Origin of the sequence: Nonomuraea sp. NPDC050733 (assembly GCF_040654215.1) — a bacterium.
Taxonomy (GTDB): Bacteria; Actinomycetota; Actinomycetes; order Streptosporangiales; family Streptosporangiaceae; genus Nonomuraea.
Window position 1 is genome coordinate 1 of sequence record NZ_JBFAHO010000051.1, and the last position, 18,912, is coordinate 18,912.

The following is an 18,912-nucleotide window of genomic DNA, read 5'->3' on the forward strand; positions in this document are numbered from 1 at the left end:
AGACCGCCGCGCCTGACGCGAAGGAGAACGCATGACCACCCGACTGACGATCAACGGCTTCGACTACCAGGCCATCCCCGGCACCGACGGCGTCACCCTCAACGTCGCCGTCGGCGGGAGCGGGCCGGCCGTGGTCCTTCTGCATGGGTTCCCGCAGACCCACTACATGTGGCGCCACGTCGCGGCGAGGCTCGCCGACCACCACACGGTTATCGTCCCCGACCTGCGCGGATACGGCGACAGCGACAAGCCGGACGGGAGCGACCCCGCCACGTACTCCAAGCGCACGATGGCTCAGGACATCGTGACGGTCGCGTCCGCCCTCGGCGTGGACCACTTCGGGCTCGTCGGGCACGACCGCGGTGCGCTGGTCGCCGTCCGCGCAGGCTTGGACCACCCCGCCGTCGTGGACCACCTGGGGATCCTCGACGTCCTGCCCACCCTCGACACGTGGGCCGTCCTGCAGGGAGTCGACGCCAAGGTCGCCTGGCACCTGTACCTGATGGCTCAGCCCGTCGGGCTTCCCGAGAAGATGATCCGCGCAGTCGCTCCGGAGTTCTTCGGCTCCTTCCTGGACGCATGGGACCCCGGCGGCACGACTTTCACCCATGAGGAGCGCGCCTACTACATCGACAGCTCGGTCGCCGCGATCGACTCCATCGTGGCCGACTACCGGGCCACCGCGAGCATCGATCTCGAGATGGATCGAGCCGACCGTGAGCGTGGCGCGCAGCTCGCGATGCCGGTTGGCGTCATCTCACAGGACTGGGGCTCCCAGCTTGGCTTCGACGCCGCATCGCTGTGGCGGGCCTGGGCGCCGGACCTGACCTACCAGCCGACCGTATCCGGGCACTTCATGGCCGAAGAGAACCCCGACGAGATCGCCACCTTCATCACCACCCTTGCGACGCGCCCGAGCGCGCGGAACCACTGATCGCACCCGCATCACCGCACCGAGGGGTCCGCCACCATCGGCGGGCCCCTCGACCTACCGAAGGGACGCCATGCCCCACCCAAACGCAGCCCTGACCCCGCGCCACCGCCTGAAGGTGGCTCGCCTCGTCGTCGAAGACGGCTGGCCGGTCAATGAGGTCGCCGCTCGGTTCCAGGTGTGGTGGCCGACCGTGAAGCGGTGAGTCGCTACCTGGCAGGCGAGCCCATGCATGACCGCTCATCCCGGCCGAAGTCGTCGCCAAGCAAGTCGTCCCAAGGCTGTGTCGAAGCGGTGCGTGAGCTTGCGAATGCGGTTGCGGGAAGGGCCCGTTCAGCTCGCAGCGCGGCTCGGGATCGCGCCATCGACCGTGCACCGCATCCTCACCGCGGCGCGGCTCAACCGGCTGCACGTGGACCGCGCCACGGGCGAACCGATCCGACGCTACGAGCACCCACACCCCGGATCGCTCGTACACGTCGACGTGAAGAAGCTCGGGAACATCCCCGACGGCGGCGGCTGGCGCTACGTCGGCCGCCGCCAAGGCGACCGCAACCGAGCCGGCACCCCCGACAAGCCACGCAACCAGTACGGCAGCCCAAAGCTCGGCTACGCCTACGTCCACACCGTCCTCGACGACTACTCCCGCTTCGCGTACACCGAGGTCCACGACGGCGAAACCGCCATCACCGCCGCCGGCGTGCTGCACCGAGCCGTCGACTGGTTCGCCCAGCGCGGCCTCACCATCGAGCGCGTCCTGTCCGACACGGCAGCGCCTACCGGTCCCACCTATGGCGGGACACCTGCGAGGCGCTGTCGATCCGGCCGAAGTACATCCGGCCGTACCGGCCCCAGACCAACGGAAAGGTCGAGCGTTTCCAGTGCGCCACGAGGCGCATGGTCGTATCCCCGGTCCAGCCGGGAGGAACTCGGAGGGAGGTTCCTGGGTCCGATGGCTTACCCAGCGCCGAAAGGAGAGGCGGGTACTCGGAAACGGGTCTGCCCGGTTCGGAGGGGAGGCCGAACGGAAAAGGACCAGCTCACAACGCTGGCACCTCGCCGTTCGGCCCACCCTACCCGCACCATGCCCGACGGATGGGCCTACGCCCGCTGCTACGCCTCAGAGACCGAACGCATGAACGCGCTCCCGGACTGGCTGCACGACTACAACCACCACCGGCCCCGCACCGCGTGTGCCAACCAGCCGCACTTCTCACGGTTGATCAACGTCCCCGATCAGTACACCTAGCCGAGGTGCTCGCTGGAGGACTCCACCGTCTGTTTGAAGATGCTCAGGCCGTGGTCCATTCCGGCGCCCATCGGGATGGCGAGGTCGTCCGGTCGCACGTCGTGGATCCATACGAACCGGCTGCGGCCGTCCCCGTGCGGGACGACCTGCATCGAGGCGTTGTCGTGTTCCGGCTGCATGGTGCCGCCGATGACCGAGAAGACGAGCCGGCGCGGCTCATCGTCGAGCGCGATGAGCCGCTCCCGCAGCACCATTCCGTTGGCGAACGTGACGACCCTGACGTCCGGTTCGTCGAGCTGGCTGTCGGTGACGAAGCCCGGCGCCATCCGGACGGGCCCGTCGGTGAAGTCACTGATGATCGCCCACACGGCCGCGGGGTCGGCATCGATGATGATCTCTTTGTGCACGGAGGCCATATCTGTCTCTTCTGTAGTGGTGGGAACTGGTGTCGCGCGGTGGCGAGCGCGTCTAAGCGGCGACGACGCAGAACTGGTTGCCCTCGGGGTCGGCCAGCACGACCCAGCCGTCGAAGCGCCGCACTTCACTCGCGCCGAGGGCCCGAATCCGGCCGACCTCGCCTGCCAGGTCATCAGTGGACAGGTCCAGGTGCAGCCGGTTCTTGCCCTCGCGGCCCTCGGGCACGGCCTGCAGGGACAGGCCCACGCCGCCCTTGTTCGCGTCCTCCAGGTAAGTGGTGCCTTCGTCCGAGGACGCGACCTGGTATCCGGTGACCGCCTGCCAGAAGGCGGTGCTGCCGGCCAGGTCGTTCGTGTCGATGCAGATGTTGCCGATGCTGATGCTCACCAGCGATCCCTTCTGATCTAACTGACGTACCAGTTACGTCGGTTAAGTACCCTACCATCGCCGATAGCCGGGTAGGCTGCGAGACGTGATGGATGAGCGTGCTGCCGAGCCCGTGCCGGACAACCTCGCAACCGGGACGGCGCCGATGCCGCTACGCGTGATCGAGGAGTTCATCAACACTCGCCGCCGGGACGGCGACGAGATCGCAACCCCGCAGCAGCTGGCGACGTGGTTGCACGCCCGCGGCCTCATGCCGGCCGACACGGTGGTGAACGACGAGCAGCGCGACCGTGCCGAACGGATCCGCGAGGGACTACGCGCACTGATCGCTGAGAACAACACCGAGCCGGTCTCCAGCCCGCGCCCGGACGGCCTCAACCCCGCCGCCCGCGCCGAACTCGCCGAACTCGCCCGCGACTTCCCGCTGATGCTCGACGTGACCGTTTCCCCGCCCCGGTTGGTCGCCCGCGCCCGGGGGCCGGTGGAGGCGGCGCTGGCCAGGCTGCTCGCCGTCGTGGCTGAGGCAGTGGCGGAAGGCACGTGGACACGGCTGAAGGCCTGCCGGGAGCCGAGCTGCCGATGGGCCTACTATGACCACTCCCGCAATCGGCGCCGCACCTGGTGCTCCATGGACATCTGCGGGAACCGCGCCAAAGCCCGCGCCTCTCACCATCGCAAGTCCACGCGCCCTTGACCGCGGGCCAGCCGACAAACCGATAACCCCACGCCATCGGCCCCGCGCCCCGTGCGGGCAGGTGCGGGCTTTCGCCTCTCTTTGAGGGACTCAGGTCACGGGGTCAGCCCCAGCTGGCGCAGTTGGGCGGGCCGAAGCGGTCGCCATCCGCTGGTGTCGTATTCGGTCGTCCACGCGACCACCGAGTTGGTCAGCAGCGTCAGGCGCCACGCCTGCTCGGTCTGCTGCTTCAGGTGCGGCCGGGTGATCGTGCCCTGCTGGGCGTAGTGCAGGTCGCGGCGCAGCGCGTGCAGGCTTTCCCCCTTGTTCAGTCGCGCTGGCGCTCGGCATCCGCCAAGGGGAGGCGCTCGGCCTCCGCTGGTCGTACGTCAACCTGACGACTGGCGAGATCAGGGCATGGTTCCAGATTCAGCGCGCCGAGTGGCAGCACGGCTGCGACGATCCGCATGCCTGTGGAGAGAAGTGGCACCGGAAGGCGTGCAAGAAGAACTGCAAGGACCACCAGCACACTCGGGACTGCAAGCCGGACTGCAAGAAGCGCGCCCACACCTGCTACCGGCGTCCGTGCCCGAAGGACTGCACCGGCCACGCGGACAAGTGCCCGAAACGGTCCGGCGGCGGCCTGATCTTCCGGCAACGCAAGGGCAAGAGCAGGCTCACCCTTCAGTGCCCGCCGGCACTCCTGGGGCTCCTCAAAGCGCACAAGAAGATCCAGTCCGCCGAACGCCTCAAGGCGGGGGACCGGTGGGAGGACCATGACCTGGTCTTCACCACACACCACGGCGGTCCGATCGAACGCACAGAGGACTGGAAGCAGTGGAAGGCCATCCTCAAGCAGGCCGGCGTCCGAGACGTCCGCGTCCACGACACCCGACACACCGCCGCCACCCTGTTGATAGAGCAGGGCGTCCACATCCGCGTCGTCCAGGAGATCCTCGGCCACACCCGCGTGACCACCACCGAGCGGTACACCCACGTCGCCACCCTCCAGATGAGGGACGCCAGCGACCGCATGGACTCAGCTCTCTGGGGCTCCGTCTAACGCGGAACTGCAACCCAAACTGCAACCCACAGGCTCCCAGACATCAAAAAGGCCCTCCCCGGAATCTCGGGAAGGGCCTTCCGACCTGCGGAGGATCGGGGATTTGAACCCCGGATGGTGTTGCCACCAAACCGCATTAGCAGTGCGGCGCCATAGACCTGACTAGGCGAATCCTCCTGGAAGCCAAGCGACTCAGGACAGCGTACCGGCCTTCTGGCGAGGCGGCAAAGCGGTTGGCCGGCGAGCCTTCCAGTCATGTTATCCACAGCCTGTGGACAGAGACCTGTGGATGGAGCCCGCCCGGTGGGGCGGGCACGCCATGACTCAACGCTAGGCGGGGTTGGCCTCGCCCTCGATCTCAATCTTGACCTTCTTGCCGACCAGGACGCCGCCGGTCTCCAGGGCCTGGTTCCAGGTCAGGCCGAAGGCCTCACGGTCGATCTCCGTGGTGATGGAGTAGCCCCACACCGCCTGGCCCCACGGGTTCGTGCCGGCGCCGCCGTACTCGACCGTGAGCTCGACCGGCTTGGTGACATCGCGGATCGTGAGGTCGCCGACGACGGTGAACTGGTCGTCCGACTGGTGGACGACGCGGGTGCTCCGGAAGGTGATCTCCGGGAACTTGTCGGTGGCCAGGAAGTCGTCGCCGCGCAGGTGACCGTCACGGTCGGCGACGCCGGTGTTGATGCTGGCGGTCTTGATCGTGAGCTCGGCCGACGACTCGAGCGGGGTCTCGCCGATGGTCACCGTGCCGCTGAACTCGCCGAACGTGCCGCGCACCTTGCTGACCATCATGTGCTTGGTCGAGAAGCCGATGCTGGTGTGGGCGGCGTCCAGGTTGTAGGTGCCGGGGGCGGGGATGGTCAGGCCTTCCCAGGTACGGGTGCTCATGGGGTTCCTCCAACGAAGCTTGCCTTGCGGATATTTGAGCTAACAAAGGTCTACAGGAGGAATATTCCTCACGTCAACTATTGTCGATTAGAGTGTGAACGTGCACCACATCGACGACCCCCGGCTGACGGCCATGGGGCTGCTGGCCGAGGTCAACGCGGGTCTGAACTCCCGGATGCAGCCCGTGCTGAGCGCGGCCGGGTTGTCCGACATCGACTTCGAGACGGTTCTCCGCCTGGGTCGTTCACCGGGCCAGCAGCTGCGCATGACCGACCTGGCGGCCCAGACCGGCCTGTCCACCAGCGGCGTCACCCGGGTCGTCGACCGTCTGGAACGTGACGGCATCGTCGAGCGGGTGGCCTGCGCCTCCGACCGGCGCGCCTCCTACGCGGCGCTCACCGACGCCGGCCGCGCGCGGCTCGAAGCCGTGCTGCCGCTGCACCTGTCCGACATCGAGAGCTGTTTCACCGGCCTGCTCGACGACGACGAGCTCACGGCGTTCCTCGCCACCCTCCGCAAGATCCGCGACGTCGTACGGCCCTGCGCTACCGCGGGGACGGGGGAGGGACCTCTGGGTCCGCGACCGTGATGCCCAGCTCGTTCCTGAGCTTGGCCATGGCCCGCGACACCGTGCTCTTCACCGTGCCGATGCTGATGCCGAGCACCCGGGCGACCTCCGGCTCGGTCAGGTCCTCGTAGTACCGCAGCACGATCGCGGCCCGCATGCGCTCGGGCAGGTTGCCCAGCGCCTTCTCCAGCCGTTCGTGGACCTCTCCGTAGGCCCCGTGGGCGTCGTGCGCCGCGCAGGGCACCTCGGGCAGCTCGTCCGACGGGTACTCCTCGACCTTGCGCCGCCGCCACTGCGAGATGTTGATGTTCACCATGGCCCGCCTGACGTAGCCGTCCAGGGAGCCACGGTCCTCGATGCGGTCCCAGGCCAGGTACGTCCGGGTCAGCGCGTTCTGCAGCAGGTCCTCGGCGTCCAGCGGGTGACCGGTGAGCTGGTGCGCGGTGCGCAGCAGCGACGGCCCGCGGGCGCGCACGTACTCGCGGAACTCCTCTTCGCCCTCGATGATCTGCATTGTCGTCAGAATCGCAGCCGAACGCCCCGTTAGGGCTGAACCAGAACCCATGATTCGGCCCGCCGACGACAAAGGTCCGTCAAGGTCGGTGGCGGTTTGTACGACCAAGGGTGCGAACTCCTTCACCGGGGGATGCGTAATTTGCTCCCTTATGCGGTGTCACCCCACACGACCGGCCAAGACGTGTGAATCTATAGGCGACGAGAAGGGGTAGGCATGGGCCATCCGAGCGTTGACAGGCGCAGGCTGCTCGCCGCCGCGGCACTGGGCCGGGAGCCCGGGGTGCCGGGCCCGGCCCCGGACGACGGTGACCCGGTACACGCCGTCACAGGGGAGATCCGCGACATCAGCCCTCATCTGGTCGTCGTCGAGACTCCCGACGGCCAGGAGGAGCGCCTGGTCATCGCACCCTGCGCGACCGCCTGGCACGGCACCGACACCACTCCCGCCAATCTGCCCATCGGCGCCCGCGTCGTGATGCGGGCGCTGCGCGAGGGCAAGCTCGTCGAGCGGATCTGGGCCGGCATCACCCGCATCACCGGGACGATCCTGTCCGTGCAGGGACGCGGGGACCTGGCCGTCGAGCTGGCGTGCGGCCCGCACCGGGGCCGCCGCACCATCACCGTCCCGTACCGGGCCATCGGCCGGCTCCAGGTACGCCACCCGCGGCTGGAGCCCGGCTACCTGCTCGACGCGATCGGCGTCCAGCGCGAGGACGGCTGCCTGGCGCTGCTGCCCGCGACCTCGCAGCCTGCCTACCCGGCACGCGCCGTCCCCGACCCGCCGCCCGTCTACGCCGGCACCCAGCAGCGCGTCACCGGGACCGCCACCTGGTCCGATGCGTTCGACGAGGGGGAGCGGGGCCTGGCGTACCCGATGGTGGAGCGTTCCGACACGGGCTGTCCGGAGGCCGAGGTGTCCTGCGCGGGCCTGCCGTACCTCGCGATGGGCTCGCTGGTGCAGGTCCGCAACCTGTGCGCCGAGCGTTCGGCCAACGTGCCGATCGTCGCCTGCGGCTGCGTGGCCGGCAGGTTCTGTGACCGTTGCGTCGAGTGCGGCACGTCGCCTCGCGGACGCATCGCCGAGCTGTCGCCGACGACGTACGTGGAGCTCGGCGGCGACCTGGTCAAGGGTTGCTTCAACGCTCAGATCGGATTGGGGTGACGCTCGTGCTGGCATCGCAGCAGCCGGTGCTGATCGCACTGCTCGTCCTCGGGACGGTGGCCAAGGTGATCACGGTGCGCTCCGGAGGGGAGCCGGGAGCGCTGTCGCGGCTCGGTCCGGCCGTCCTCATGCCGGGGCGCATGCAGGCCCCGGCGCTGATCGTCTGCGCCGCCGGAGAGCTGGTGCTCGCCGGCGGGCTCCTGCTCACCGGCCATCCGGTGTTCCGCTGGGGCACGGTGACGTTCTTCGCGCTGTCCACGTACGTGCTGCTGGAGCTGCGCAGACGCCGGCCCGACGCGGGTTGCGGCTGCTTCGGCGAGGTCAGCTCGGCGCCCGTGGGACTCCGCTCGGTCGCGAGGACCGTCGTGCTCACCGGCATGTCCGTCATGACGGTGTGGGCGGAGACGCCGGGGTGGGCGGTGTTCGCCCGGCCGTCCTGGCACACCTTCGCCGGGCTCGTCGTGCTGGTCGCCCTGTCACCGGAGCTGGAGGAGATGGTGGACCGGCTGCGCTACCGCGCTCCCTGCGAGCGGCGCCGCGGCCCCGCCGAGAGCGTCACGCTGTCACGGCTCAGGAGCAGCGGAACGTGGCGGGCCCACCAGGGCGAGCTCGCCGCGGCGGAGCCGTACGACAGCTGGCGGGAGCTGTGCTGGCGCTTCTTCGCCTTCGACGGCCAAGGCGACCGGGACGTCGTCTTCGCGGTGTACCTCAGCGGGCGCCGGCCGGTGGTGCGGGCGGCCGTGGTCAGCCGCGAGGACAGCGGCTCCATGCCGGAATATACGCCCGTATCGGCCTGACGCTAGACAGCCGTAGATTTCCCACGACAGCTTGATGTGGCTCTATTGGGCTGTCTAGCTTCCCCACTAGACAGCCCAATAGAGGATTAGGGGATGCCGCTCAGATCGGCTGAGCCCGCAGGAACCTCCCGAAATGCGGCACCGTGAACGCGATCAGCCCGCGCTCGGCGCTGTAGATCAGGCCCTTCTTGATGAGGCTGTCGCGCGCGGGCGACAGGCTGGACGGCTTGCGGCCGAGGGCGTCGGCGACCTCCGCGGTGGCGACCGGCTCGTCGCCGATCTGCGCCATGGCGTGCATGTAGTCGCGCTCGGCCGGTGTCGCCCGCTCGTAACGGCTGCCGAAGAAGCCCACCGCCAGCTCCTCCTCCGCCTCGGGGGCCGACACCCGCACGTCGTCCACCGTGATGGGGCTGCGCGGAGCCAGGTCCCAGGCGACCTTTCCGTACGCCTGCACGAAGTAGGGGTAGCCGTCGGCCGCCTCGTAGAGCGCGTCGAGGGCGTCCTGGGTGAACTCGACCTCCTCCTCGCGCGCCGGCAGGATCAGCGCCAGGTCGGCGGCCTCCCGGTCGAGCCGGTCGATGCGGGCGTAGCGGAACAGCCGCTCGGAGTAGCTCTTGCTGGCCGACAGCACGCTCGGCAGGTGCGGCAGCCCGGCGCCGACCACGATGAGCGGCCCGCCCGACTGGGACAGCTCGTGGCAGGCGGCGCACAGCGCCGAGACGTCGGAGGCCGGCACGTCCTGCATCTCGTCGATGAACAACGAGATGCCGACGCCCAGGTCGGTGGCCACGCTCGCCGCGTCGACGAACAGCTCGGTCAGGTCGATCTCCAGGTCGCCGGAGTCGGCGCGGCCACGGCTGGCCGGCACCTCGATGCCCGGCGACCAGTGCGAGGTGCCCTTGGCCGCGGCCGGGTCACGCATGGCGAACGCCTTCAGCACGCCGAGGAACTCCTCGATGCGCTCCGGCGCCCGGTGGCGCGGCGCCAGCTCGCGGACCGCCATGTGCAGGGCGGCGGCGACGGGACGGCGGATCGACTGCTCGGGCCGGGCCTCGATCTTGCCCGTGCCCCACAGCCGCTGCATCGCCATGGACTTGAAGGTGTTGAGCAGGACGGTCTTGCCGACGCCGCGCAGCCCGGTGACGACCATGCTGCGCTCGGGCCGGCCACGGGCCACCCTCTCCAGCACGACCTCGAACTGCTGGAGCTCACGGTCACGGCCGGCGAGCTCGGGCGGACGCTGCCCGGCTCCGGGGGCGTAGGGATTGCGCACGGGGTCCACGCTCTCGGACTTTATTGCCGGATATAGCGGCCGTCGTAGATTTGCGCAGAAAGCCGTACGGCGTGTCCGGGCAGGGGCGGTCGCCGTCATCGTCACCGGACACACCCCCTCTCACCTGGCCGAACCCCTGTTCGATTCGACACCCAGAACTGTAGCGCGGACTCGAACGCCCGTGCGATGCTTTCGGGTAAAGATCTTCGCAACAGATCGGCCCGGGGTCCTTCGGTCCGGCGTCCGGGGACGTACGGGCTGTTCGACTTGGCAGCCGTCCCGCCAGCGCAATAGCGTTCAACCCCATGCGGACCTTCGCGAACGTACAAGAGCTCAAGGCGGCCGTCGGCGAGACGTTCGGCCCCACCGAGTGGCGCACGGTCACCCAGGAGCAGGTCAACCTGTTCGCCGACGCCACCGACGACCACCAGTGGATCCACGTCGACGTGGAGCGGGCCAAGAGCGGGCCGTTCGGCGGCACGATCGCCCACGGCTACCTGAGCCTGTCGCTGCTGCCGTCGTTCATGTTCGAGCTGGTCAAGGTCGAGGGCATCGCCATGGGCGTCAACTACGGCCTCAACAAGGTCCGCTTCCCCCGCCCGGTGCCGGTCGGCGCGCGCGTCCGGGCCTCGGGCGAGCTCACCGACGTCAAGGGCACGCCCGCCGGCTATCTGTCCAACCTGAAGATGACGATCGAGGTCGAGGGCGAGAAGCGGCCGGCCTGCATCGCGGAGACGCTCAGCCTGTACGTCCCCGCCGAGTAGCCGTCACCGCACGTCACCGCAGGGACAGGACGATCGCGACGACCGCCACCGCGCCCAGGAGTCCCAGGTAGGCCAGCACGAGCCGGGTGTCCCGCAGCAGGCACTTGCTGCGGGTCAGCCCGGCCCGCCGCGCCTTCCAGTACCCCGCGAACCCCAGCCCGGCGAACCCCAGCACCGCCCACGGCCCGAGCAGCCACGCCAGCAGCGCGACCGTCGCGTACACGCACAGCCGGAGCGGATCGTACGGCTCCGCCTTCTTCACGCCGGGATCATCGGCAGCGGCCCTCACCTGAGCACCTCCAGCGGCAGCCGGGTCCGGGGCTGCGACGCCACCGCCGAGAGCCGCTGCGCCGAGAGCTGCGGCCACGCCTGCACCGCGCAGAACGGTGCGCACTGGTCCTGCTCGGCCCGTGTGCCCACGTGGACACAGCACTGCGTGAGCCGCTCCTCGATCATCGTCGAGATGTCCATGAACGGCTTGATCGTCACCCGTACCACCCGCTCGCCCAACATCCGGCGCAGCTTCGCGCGCCGGCCCGGCAGCGCCGACGAGGCGAGCGTGAGCAGGGTGGCCACGCCGAGGTCGCAGTTCTCGCAGATGTCGCGCCACAGGTCGCCGATCCGCGGGTGCGACAGCGACGACTGCTCCGACAGCAGCCCGAGCAGCGACTCCTGTACGGCCAGCCGCAGCTCGCGCGGGATGTCGCTGTCGGCGATCCGGTTGGAGACCAGGCCCAGGTTGGCCTTGAGACGGTCGTGACCCATCAGCGCCACCAGCGACTTCCACTGCCGCGAGTCGTCACGGATGAGGTAGCCGACCGAGCAGCAGTGCGGGTGCGAGCAGGGCAGCGCGGTCAGGTCGCGCCACGTCACCAGCTCGCCGGTCTGCGGCCCGAGCCGGCTGAGCACGCCGGTGTGGGTGAGCCGGTCCATCGGGTCGATCCGCGCCGAACGGCCGGAGCCGAACTGCGGCTGCAGCGACACCCCGCCCACGAACGGCGTGTCGAGCGCGAGCCGCACCACGTCGCCGATCTCGCCGTCGTTGACGCCGAGCGCCGCTGTCATCACCAGCGTGGTGAAGATCTCACGCTCCGACAGCCGCCGTACGGCCTGCTCCTTGAGCCGCCGCAGGTCGCCGCCGCGGTGGTGCCGTGACGCCTCGGCCGAGCTCCCGTCGTACTGGAGGTAGACCTCGACCCGCTCGCGGTGCTCGGTGAGCAGGTCGAGAAGGTCGTCGTCGCGGGCGACGAGGACGCCGTTGGTGTTGATCAGGATGCGGGTGACCGGCCGCTGCGTGAGCTCGCGCAGCAGCTCGGGGAGCTCCGGGTGCAGGGTCGGCTCGCCGCCGCTCAGCATGAGCACGTCCAGCCGGCCGTTCTCGCGGGCCAGGCGCTGGTCGACGTTGGCGAGGACGTCCGCGACCGGGACGATTCCGCTCAGGTCGGGCGAGCTGTCGGCGAAGCAGGTCGGGCAGCGCAGGTTGCACGCCTCGGCGATGTCCTCCAGCAGGATGCACGTGTGCTGCGTCTGCATCTCCGGCAGACCCTGGAGGTATGCGGCGGGGACCGGCGCGAAGTTGCCCGACACGTCCGGGACGTGCTGCTTGGTGGGAGCGGTCCACTCCTCCAGGTACGTCAGGATCTCGGGGTCCTCGTCGTACAACGTCCGGACCAGGCCGTGCTCGCGGCACCCGCGCTCCAGCCACACCCGGCCGTCCCGGACCGCCAGGTAACCGCTGAGCCGCTCCACCCGCTCCAGGTCCTGGCCGTGACAGTGCGGGCAGAACGCGTTGACGTACCTGAGGATGCGGTCGCCCCGCAGCTCCATCCCAGTGCTCATGACCTGACCTTCCGCCGGAGAAGGGCATCGTAGTGGCCGCGCCGACGGCCGTACCCGATCCGTACGGCCAGCAGGAGCAGCCCCGGGATCAGGAACCACTGCGGCCGGGTCAGGCCGAGCCACACGGTCTCGTTCGCCCGGGTGAACTCCACCAGGAACCGGAAGACCGCGTAGCCGGCGAGGTACAGCGTGAACAGCTCACCCGGCCGCGTCACCCTGTCCCGCGCCCAGACCAGCGCGCCGTACGCCACGAGCTGGAAGATGATCTCGTAGACGAACGACGGGTGCATGGCCTGGCCGGTCAGGCAGCCGGGACACTCGGGGGTGGTCGGGGGAGCGTGGACGCCCCACGGCAGGTCGGTGGGCCGGCCGGGGGCCTCGGTCAGGTGGCAGCCGATCCGCCCGACGGCCATGCCCAGCGCCACCGCCGGGGCGAACAGGTCGCCGGTGCGCTCCCGGTAGCCGATGATCCGCTTGGCGATCAGCACGCCGGCGTACGCCCCGGTCAGGCCGCCCAGGATGCTGCGGGAGCCGTACAGCCACAGATCCTGGAGGTCGAGCGTCTCCATCCAGCCCGCCAGACGCATCCCGACGGCGCCGCCGACGAGCGCGCCGGTGACGGCCACCAGGGACTGCTCGCTGAGCGCGCCCCGCCGCCGCGCCTCCCGTACGAACACGACGGAGGCGACGAGCACGCCGAGTCCCACGAAGATCTCATGCAGCGGCATGTCAGCCGTACAAGCTCGGGTTGAGGCCGGTGCAGTACCCGGCGGACACGATCGACCACAACGCCCAGCCGATCATCAGACCGAGCCCCAGCCCCGTCGCCCACGGCCGCCGCACGAACAGCAACCCGGCGCCCGCCCCGAGCCCGACGAGAGCCAGCGCGACGGCGCCGACGGCCATCCACGGCGTGCCGCCGCCCTGCCCCATGGCGGCGAAGAACATCAGGAAGCCGAGCACGACGTTGACCAGGCTGTAGAGGGCCGCCCCGGCGAACGCCAGCCCGATGACCAGGCCAGGGGACCCTTCCTGGGGCGGCTTCGGCGGAGGCGGCCACGCGCCGTACGGCGGCGGGACCTGCTGGTGCGGCCCGTCCGGTGGTGGCGGGCCTTGCTGGTGCGGCCCGTCCGGTGGCGGTGGCGGCGGTGGTGGTGCGCCCATCCCTCAGAACACTCCCCGCTACGAGTAGAGATCCGGGTTGAGCCCCGTGCAGAACCCGGCGGACACGATCGAAGCCGACGCCCACCCGATCATCAGGCCCAGCCCCAGCCCCAACGCCCACGGCTTCCGCCGGAGCACCAGCACGACTCCGCCGCCCAAGGCCCCCAGGGCCAGGAACGCCGCCCCGACCCCCATCCCGGCCGCGGACCCGATGCGCAGCACGGCCAGGCCCACGACCAGGTTCACGATCCAGTACCCGAAGGCGCCAGCGAAGGCCAGCCCGACGACCTGCCCGGTCTGTGAGGGTGGCGGCTGGCCCGGGGAGGGCGGAGGCGGAGGAGAACTCACGACGGCCAGCCTACGGGCCACCCCCGACAGGAGATAGGCCACCTGTCTCCTCGCCCGGCCGCTGAGGCCGACAGGAGACAGGCCGTCTGTCTCCCCGTTCGGTCGCTGAGACCGGCAGGAGACAGGCCGCCTGTCCCCCGTCCGGTCGCTGAGCGCTCAGTTCCCACTCCTCGCGCGGTCAGTACTGGGGCACGCTGGTTGCAGCCACCCAAGCGAAAGCCGAGGAGCAAGACATGAACCCGAACCTCCAGCCCGCGCCGGCCCTCTTCGCGCCACTGGCACCCCTCGTCGGCCGCTGGACCGTCCAGGCACACGTACCCGGCCTCACCCCCGCCTGGAGCGAGTTCACCTGGGCCGAGAACGGCCTGTTCCTCCGCCAAGTCTCCGACATCGATGAAATGCCGGAATCCGCCCCTCAGGAGTGGAGGGAGCACGCCCCCTTCCCCACCACCGCCCTGATCGGCCTGGACGACGCAACGGGCGAGTTCACCATGCTGTACGCCGACGCCCGAGGCGTTCACCGCGTCTACCGGATGACATTCATCGACGGCGTCTGGCGCATCTGGCGTAATGCCCCCGGCTTCCACCAGCGCTTCATCGGCACCCTCCAGGGCGACACCATCGACGCCCAATGGGAGCTCTCCAAGGACGGCACCACGTGGAACGCCGACTTCGCCCTCACCTACACCCGTACGACCGCCTGAACCTACGCGTCCCGCCTTCGCGGTCCCCCGCCCGACGAAGGGTTCGCCGGAGCTCCATCACGACGAAGGTCCGACCGACCCTTCCCCCTCATAGGCCGAGTAGTAGATCGCCGCCTGCACCCGGCTCCGCAGCCCCAGCTTGTTGAGCACCCTGCTCACATGCGTCTTCGTCGTGGCTTCCGCCATGTCGAGCTCTTTCGCGATCTCCGCGTTGGACAACCCCCGGGCCACGCAGGCCAGCACCTCCCGCTCCCGAGGGGTCAACCCGGCCACCGCCTGCCGATCGCGAGGCGGAGGCAATTCCGCGAACGCCGAGATCAACCGCCGAGTGACCGTCGGCGAGATCAGCCCATCCCCCCGAGCCACCACCCGCACGGCCTCCACCAGCCCATCCGCATCGGTGTTCTTCAACAAGAACCCCGCCGCCCCAGCACGAAGCGCCCCAAAGACGTACTCATCCACATCGAACGTCGTCAAGATCAGCACATCGGCCACCCCGGCCAACTCCCGAGTAGCCGATATCCCATCCAGCCGGGGCATCCGCACATCCATCAACACGACATCCGGCCGCATCTGCCGAGCGAGCGCCACCGCCTCCTCCCCATCGGCGGCCTCACCCACGACCTCGATGTCCTCCACACCCCCCAGAATCAGCGCGATCCCGGCCCGAACCGCCGCATGATCATCCGCCACCACCACCCTGATCGTCATCCACCCACCACCCACTCGCCCCGGCTACCCGGCACCCACACCACCCGCTGGACCCGGCAATCCAGCGCCCGCACCACCCACTCGCCCCAACTGTCAGGCGCCCTCATCACCTGCTGAACCCGGCTACCCGGCGTCCACCCCACGTGCTGAACCCGGCTACCCGGCGCCCACCCCCACCCGTTCACGCGGAAACCACGCCGGTGGGCAGCACTGCCTTCACCCGCCACGCCCCAGCCGTATCCAGCCCGGCGCCCGCCCTCACAGCCGAGGCACCAGCTCCGACGACAGCCCCGATCTCACAAGACCCACCTACCAGCGCCGCCCTCTCACGCATCCCGACGATCCCCGCCCCCGACCCCGGCAACCACACCTCACCCCGGCGAAGGCCCACCCCATCACCCGCCTCCTGTTCCGTACCTCCACCGACCCCAACCCCAGCCCCCGAACCGTTGCCGGCACGAGAGAAGACCCCGGCCACCCCGGAACCAGTGCCGGTACGAGCGACACCCCCAGCCCCCGAACCGTTGCCGGTCCGAGCGGCAACCCCGGCCCCACTCCGGGACCCACGAACGGGATTGTCGACGATCACCGTCACGCACTCGGCCCCATAACCCAGCACCACCTCAGCCGACCGCTCCCCATGCTTCAGCGCATTGGTCAACGCCTCTTGCAAGATCCGATACCCCGCCAGGTCAACCGAGGCCGGCAGCTCCCGAGGCTCCCCCTCGACTCGCAATCCGACCGCCATCCCAGCCCGCCGAGCCCGCTCCACCAAACTCTCAGCGTCCGCCAGCCGAGGCCGCATGGCATCACCACCACCCCCGCCCGGACCTTCGCCGCTGTCCTGCCGTAACAGCCCGATCATGGCCCGCATCTCGGCCATCCCCTTGACGCTGTTCTCCCGAACCGACTCCATGACCCCCCGCACGGTCATCGAATCCAGGTCCTTGCGGGACAGAACGGCCGTGGCCTGAATGGCAATGGCGCTGAAGTGGTTGGCCACCATGTCATGCAGCTCCCGCGCCATCGCAGCGCGTTCACTCGCGATGGCCGCCTGCCGATCCAGCTCCGCCAGCCGCGCCACCTGCTCCGCCCGAGCCCGTTCGGCAGCGGCCTGCTCCCGCTGCTGCCGCAGCACCATCGCCGTCGTGACCGGCGTGATGAGCACCAGGCCAGCCTGAACCGCATTAACGGGCGGCAACCGCCAGTTCTCAGTCAGAAACCACGTCACGGCCCCGACCAACACGGCGAGACAACACGCAACCCCCAGCAACCACCGCGAGAACCTCGCCGGCCCATAAAGCGCCGCAGCGTAGATGTTGTCCGTATAGACCAACAACGTAGGCAGTGAAGGCCCCACGAAGAGGTCCACCACCACACCCAACGTCCCCAGCCCCAGCGCCCCCAGCGGCGTGCGCCACCGCACGGCGACGCCGGCGCACGTCAACGCCAGCGGAACAAGAAGCGCCCACTCATCCGCCCCACGGCGAATATAGGCGCCACCCACGACGAGCAGCGCCCCGCACAGGAACGCCGCCACCGCCCACAGCCCCGCACTCCGCATGCCACCCATCCCACCACCCCGCGCCACCAAGCCCCTCCCCCCTTGGGCCACCTGTGGATACACCCTTCGATGTATCCACAGGCTCCTATCCACCGACGATGTACGGCGCCCTCCCGCTCGCCACCATGGAACCCGTGATTGTCGCCATCCTCATCGGCTGCGAGATCGGCTTCTGGCTCCTCCTCGCCCTGGGCCTAGCGTCCCGCTACCTGTGGAAGCGCCGCACCCTCAGCACCGCCCTGCTCCTGTGCGTACCGCTCCTGGACGTGATCCTGCTCACGGCAGCCGTCATCGACATGCGAGGCGGCGCCGTGGCGGACATCAGACACGGCCTCGCGGCCGTCTACCTCTCGTACTCGATCGTCTTCGGCCACCGCACGATCCGCTGGGCCGACGCCAAGTTCCACCACCGCTTCGCCGGCGGCCCCCCACCCCCACGCCCACCGGCAGGCGGCATGCCCCGAGCCCGCTACGAGTGGGCCTTCTGGCTCGGCATAGTCCTCGCCTACGCCCTCACCTGGGCCTTCGTCCAAGCCCTCATCTGGCTGGTAGCCGACCCGACACGCACGGACCCCCTCCTCGCCTTCATGGGCGGCCTCCTCAAGGTCCCCCTCATCGCCCTGATCTGGCCGGTCAGCTACACCCTCTGGCCCCGCAAACCCGAGTCCGCCGGATCCTGACCCCTAATCCGGTTCGAGGCACAGCCGAAGGTCCGCTATGCTTGCTTACGCAGCGAGCGGCCGTAGCTCAATGGATAGAGCATCTGACTACGGATCAGAAGGTTGGGGTTTCGAGTACCTCCGGCCGCACAGCAGGTCAAAGGCCCTCTGGGATGATCCCGGAGGGCCTTTTTCATGGCCGTACAGCAGCGGTTTACAGCAACGTCTTCGATCGGCCGGTCCAAGGCAGTGGGCATGCCTCGCTTCTTGACGCGCTATCGGAACCTGCCAGCCGGGTCTGCCCTATCGGCCGGCCGATGCCGCACTTCCGTGATCTTGTCGAGATCGCGCGTTGCAAAGATCATCCCTGCCTGTTCAAGATGGCTGTGCAACGAGAGGACGTCCTCGATGAGACGCTGGTCCGCTGCGTCGGTGTTCGCACTAGTGGCGGCAAGTCTGGTCGGCCCGTTCAGCGGTGCTGCCGCGGCAGGGACCGCGCGCGTTCCGTCCGATCCTGTGGTGGCGCTGCAGAATGCGCTGATCGAAGGCCATGGGGTGAGATACTCTGCGGTTTCGACCCACGTGATCACGTCCGGATATCAGAAAGGCCATAAGACGGCTGAGCGCGCCCGTGGGCGAGCGGAATTCGATCAGGGCAGGGTGCTGGCCATCGACGTCACCACGCGAATCGACGATAAAACCGCCGTCAGCCCGGTCCAGCGGTGGATCGAAGTGGAAGGCCGTGGGTACTGGCGCGACGAAGCGCGGAAATCGAAAGGCAAGTGGGAACTGGTCGAGGATGAGAGCTACCGCCCGCAGGTGAGGGCCGGCCGCATCAATGCCCTGGCTCCCGCCACCCTCAAGGCGGTGCTAGCCACCACGTCGGCCAAGCATTCCACCGCCGATGGTGGCGTCCGCTATCAGGGCATGATCACGCTGGGTGCGCTGGCCAGGCTGGATCCATTGATCCGTATCCCCTTCGGTGGGCGCCCTGACAAGTCCGAGCTGAAGATCAAGGTGTCGTGGCGGTTGTGGGTTGGAAAGGATCGCCTGATCCGCCGCCTGTGGACGTCGCGGACCGAGCCGGAGAGTCGAGGCTCACACACGAAGGTGAGGAGCGTCTCAGATTTGCGAGTGGACAGCTGGAGCGAGACCGTGACGGTCAACACACCTCCGCCTGGCCAGGTGACAGTCGAGGAGTAGTCCGCTGCATGCGTCGTTGGCAGGCAAAA

At 69.1% G+C, this 18,912-nt stretch carries 23 protein-coding genes, 2 tRNA genes and 2 pseudogenes; 13 read left to right on the forward strand and 14 right to left on the reverse strand.

The genetic code is table 11. The features are described 5' to 3' along the window. Positions 1-31: 31 nt before the first annotated feature. The 3 genes and pseudogenes from AB0H64_RS40310 to AB0H64_RS40320 all read left to right on the forward strand — a co-directional run. Positions 32-934 (forward strand): alpha/beta hydrolase, encoded by a 903-nt coding sequence (locus AB0H64_RS40310; RefSeq protein ID WP_357635886.1) that lies wholly within the window; start codon positions 32-34, stop codon positions 932-934. 70 nt (positions 935-1,004) lie between these two features. Beyond that, a pseudogene (locus tag AB0H64_RS40315) lies at positions 1,005-1,810 on the forward strand (IS481 family transposase); the annotation flags it as partial. Between the two features lie 199 nt (positions 1,811-2,009). Next, positions 2,010-2,180, forward strand: a pseudogene (locus AB0H64_RS40320) (IS481 family transposase); the annotation flags it as partial. Here the strand turns inward: AB0H64_RS40320 and AB0H64_RS40325 are convergent. Together AB0H64_RS40325 and AB0H64_RS40330 are read right to left on the reverse strand one after the other, a co-directional pair. Next, positions 2,177-2,596: an SRPBCC family protein gene (locus tag AB0H64_RS40325; protein ID WP_357635889.1), complete on the reverse strand. Its 420-nt coding sequence runs from the start codon at positions 2,594-2,596 to the stop codon at positions 2,177-2,179. The pseudogene AB0H64_RS40320 and the gene AB0H64_RS40325 overlap by 4 nt on opposite strands. Positions 2,597-2,648: 52 nt before the next feature. Further along, positions 2,649-2,984: a VOC family protein gene (locus AB0H64_RS40330; RefSeq protein WP_357635891.1), complete on the reverse strand. Its 336-nt coding sequence runs from the start codon at positions 2,982-2,984 to the stop codon at positions 2,649-2,651. 88 nt (positions 2,985-3,072) lie between these two features. Between AB0H64_RS40330 and AB0H64_RS40335 the strand changes: the two genes are divergently transcribed. Beyond that, a complete protein-coding gene (locus AB0H64_RS40335) occupies positions 3,073-3,678 on the forward strand; it encodes a CGNR zinc finger domain-containing protein (RefSeq protein WP_357635894.1) in 606 nt (201 codons plus the stop codon). A gap of 95 nt (positions 3,679-3,773) precedes the next feature. Here the strand turns inward: AB0H64_RS40335 and AB0H64_RS40340 are convergent, their stop codons facing one another. Beyond that, entirely contained in the window at positions 3,774-3,989 is a 216-nt protein-coding gene (locus AB0H64_RS40340) for a Tn3 family transposase (RefSeq protein ID WP_357636028.1), read from the reverse strand. Between the two features lie 449 nt (positions 3,990-4,438). Between AB0H64_RS40340 and AB0H64_RS40345 the strand changes: the two genes are divergently transcribed. Then, positions 4,439-4,720 carry a tyrosine-type recombinase/integrase gene (locus tag AB0H64_RS40345; RefSeq protein ID WP_357636031.1) on the forward strand — a complete coding sequence of 94 codons (282 nt, stop codon included), beginning with the start codon at positions 4,439-4,441 and terminating at the stop codon, positions 4,718-4,720. Positions 4,721-4,808: 88 nt separating this feature from the next. Here the strand turns inward: AB0H64_RS40345 and AB0H64_RS40350 are convergent. Then, positions 4,809-4,897, reverse strand: a tRNA-Ser gene (locus AB0H64_RS40350). Between the two features lie 153 nt (positions 4,898-5,050). After that, positions 5,051-5,611 (reverse strand): YceI family protein, encoded by a 561-nt coding sequence (locus tag AB0H64_RS40355; RefSeq protein WP_357635897.1) that lies wholly within the window; start codon positions 5,609-5,611, stop codon positions 5,051-5,053. Positions 5,612-5,711: 100 nt separating this feature from the next. On the opposite strand from AB0H64_RS40355, the gene AB0H64_RS40360 reads away from it, so the two are divergent. Then, positions 5,712-6,200 carry a MarR family transcriptional regulator gene (locus AB0H64_RS40360; protein ID WP_357635899.1) on the forward strand — a complete coding sequence of 163 codons (489 nt, stop codon included), beginning with the start codon at positions 5,712-5,714 and terminating at the stop codon, positions 6,198-6,200. On the opposite strand, the gene AB0H64_RS40365 is transcribed toward AB0H64_RS40360, so the two are convergent. Beyond that, the gene (locus tag AB0H64_RS40365; protein ID WP_357635903.1) at positions 6,157-6,693 is read right to left on the reverse strand and encodes a SigE family RNA polymerase sigma factor; all 537 of its coding nucleotides are present in this window, start codon (positions 6,691-6,693) and stop codon (positions 6,157-6,159) included. The genes AB0H64_RS40360 and AB0H64_RS40365 overlap by 44 nt on opposite strands. 216 nt (positions 6,694-6,909) lie before the next feature. On the opposite strand from AB0H64_RS40365, the gene AB0H64_RS40370 reads away from it, so the two are divergent. Beyond that, on the forward strand, positions 6,910-7,857 hold the full coding sequence (locus AB0H64_RS40370; RefSeq protein WP_357635906.1) for a hypothetical protein: 948 nt from the start codon (positions 6,910-6,912) through the stop codon (positions 7,855-7,857). Positions 7,858-7,862: 5 nt separating this feature from the next. Continuing rightward, positions 7,863-8,654: a MauE/DoxX family redox-associated membrane protein gene (locus tag AB0H64_RS40375; RefSeq protein WP_357635907.1), complete on the forward strand. Its 792-nt coding sequence runs from the start codon at positions 7,863-7,865 to the stop codon at positions 8,652-8,654. A gap of 100 nt (positions 8,655-8,754) precedes the next feature. Here the strand turns inward: AB0H64_RS40375 and AB0H64_RS40380 are convergent, their stop codons facing one another. Then, positions 8,755-9,936 carry an ATP-binding protein gene (locus AB0H64_RS40380; RefSeq protein ID WP_357635910.1) on the reverse strand — a complete coding sequence of 394 codons (1,182 nt, stop codon included), beginning with the start codon at positions 9,934-9,936 and terminating at the stop codon, positions 8,755-8,757. 296 nt (positions 9,937-10,232) lie between these two features. On the opposite strand from AB0H64_RS40380, the gene AB0H64_RS40385 reads away from it, so the two are divergent. Next, positions 10,233-10,691, forward strand: a complete 459-nt coding sequence (locus AB0H64_RS40385; RefSeq protein WP_357635912.1) for a MaoC family dehydratase — start codon at positions 10,233-10,235, stop codon at positions 10,689-10,691. 13 nt (positions 10,692-10,704) lie between these two features. Here the strand turns inward: AB0H64_RS40385 and AB0H64_RS40390 are convergent, their stop codons facing one another. From AB0H64_RS40390 to AB0H64_RS40410, 5 genes are read right to left on the reverse strand one after another with little or no spacing between them, the layout of a single operon-like run. Then, positions 10,705-10,953: a hypothetical protein gene (locus tag AB0H64_RS40390; RefSeq protein ID WP_357635914.1), complete on the reverse strand. Its 249-nt coding sequence runs from the start codon at positions 10,951-10,953 to the stop codon at positions 10,705-10,707. 23 nt (positions 10,954-10,976) lie between these two features. Next, positions 10,977-12,530, reverse strand: coding sequence for a radical SAM protein (locus AB0H64_RS40395; RefSeq protein WP_357635916.1), 1,554 nt, complete (start codon positions 12,528-12,530; stop codon positions 10,977-10,979). Beyond that, the gene (locus AB0H64_RS40400) at positions 12,527-13,258 is read right to left on the reverse strand and encodes a prolipoprotein diacylglyceryl transferase family protein (protein ID WP_357635919.1); all 732 of its coding nucleotides are present in this window, start codon (positions 13,256-13,258) and stop codon (positions 12,527-12,529) included. The genes AB0H64_RS40395 and AB0H64_RS40400 overlap by 4 nt, the downstream gene beginning before the upstream one ends. Before the next feature lies 1 nt (position 13,259). After that, the gene (locus tag AB0H64_RS40405) at positions 13,260-13,694 is read right to left on the reverse strand and encodes a hypothetical protein (protein WP_357635921.1); all 435 of its coding nucleotides are present in this window, start codon (positions 13,692-13,694) and stop codon (positions 13,260-13,262) included. Positions 13,695-13,712: 18 nt separating this feature from the next. Beyond that, positions 13,713-14,042, reverse strand: coding sequence for a hypothetical protein (locus tag AB0H64_RS40410; RefSeq protein ID WP_357635924.1), 330 nt, complete (start codon positions 14,040-14,042; stop codon positions 13,713-13,715). 233 nt (positions 14,043-14,275) lie between these two features. Here AB0H64_RS40410 and AB0H64_RS40415 point away from each other — a divergent pair, with 233 nt between their 5' ends. Next, positions 14,276-14,746 carry a hypothetical protein gene (locus AB0H64_RS40415; RefSeq protein ID WP_357635927.1) on the forward strand — a complete coding sequence of 157 codons (471 nt, stop codon included), beginning with the start codon at positions 14,276-14,278 and terminating at the stop codon, positions 14,744-14,746. A gap of 57 nt (positions 14,747-14,803) precedes the next feature. Here AB0H64_RS40415 and AB0H64_RS40420 read toward each other — a convergent pair whose 3' ends face one another. Both AB0H64_RS40420 and AB0H64_RS40425 read right to left on the reverse strand, forming a co-directional pair. After that, positions 14,804-15,457, reverse strand: coding sequence for a response regulator transcription factor (locus AB0H64_RS40420; protein ID WP_357635930.1), 654 nt, complete (start codon positions 15,455-15,457; stop codon positions 14,804-14,806). Positions 15,458-15,638: 181 nt separating this feature from the next. Continuing rightward, positions 15,639-16,997, reverse strand: a complete 1,359-nt coding sequence (locus AB0H64_RS40425) for a histidine kinase (RefSeq protein WP_357635932.1) — start codon at positions 16,995-16,997, stop codon at positions 15,639-15,641. A gap of 149 nt (positions 16,998-17,146) precedes the next feature. Here AB0H64_RS40425 and AB0H64_RS40430 point away from each other — a divergent pair, with 149 nt between their 5' ends. The 3 genes from AB0H64_RS40430 to AB0H64_RS40440 all read left to right on the forward strand — a co-directional run bounded on the left by AB0H64_RS40430 (position 17,147) and on the right by AB0H64_RS40440 (position 18,883). Then, the gene (locus tag AB0H64_RS40430) at positions 17,147-17,701 is read left to right on the forward strand and encodes a hypothetical protein (protein WP_357635935.1); all 555 of its coding nucleotides are present in this window, start codon (positions 17,147-17,149) and stop codon (positions 17,699-17,701) included. A 56-nt stretch (positions 17,702-17,757) separates the two neighbouring features. Next, positions 17,758-17,830, forward strand: a tRNA-Arg gene (locus tag AB0H64_RS40435). A 258-nt stretch (positions 17,831-18,088) separates the two neighbouring features. Further along, positions 18,089-18,883: a hypothetical protein gene (locus tag AB0H64_RS40440; protein WP_357635938.1), complete on the forward strand. Its 795-nt coding sequence runs from the start codon at positions 18,089-18,091 to the stop codon at positions 18,881-18,883. Positions 18,884-18,912: the final 29 nt, after the last annotated feature.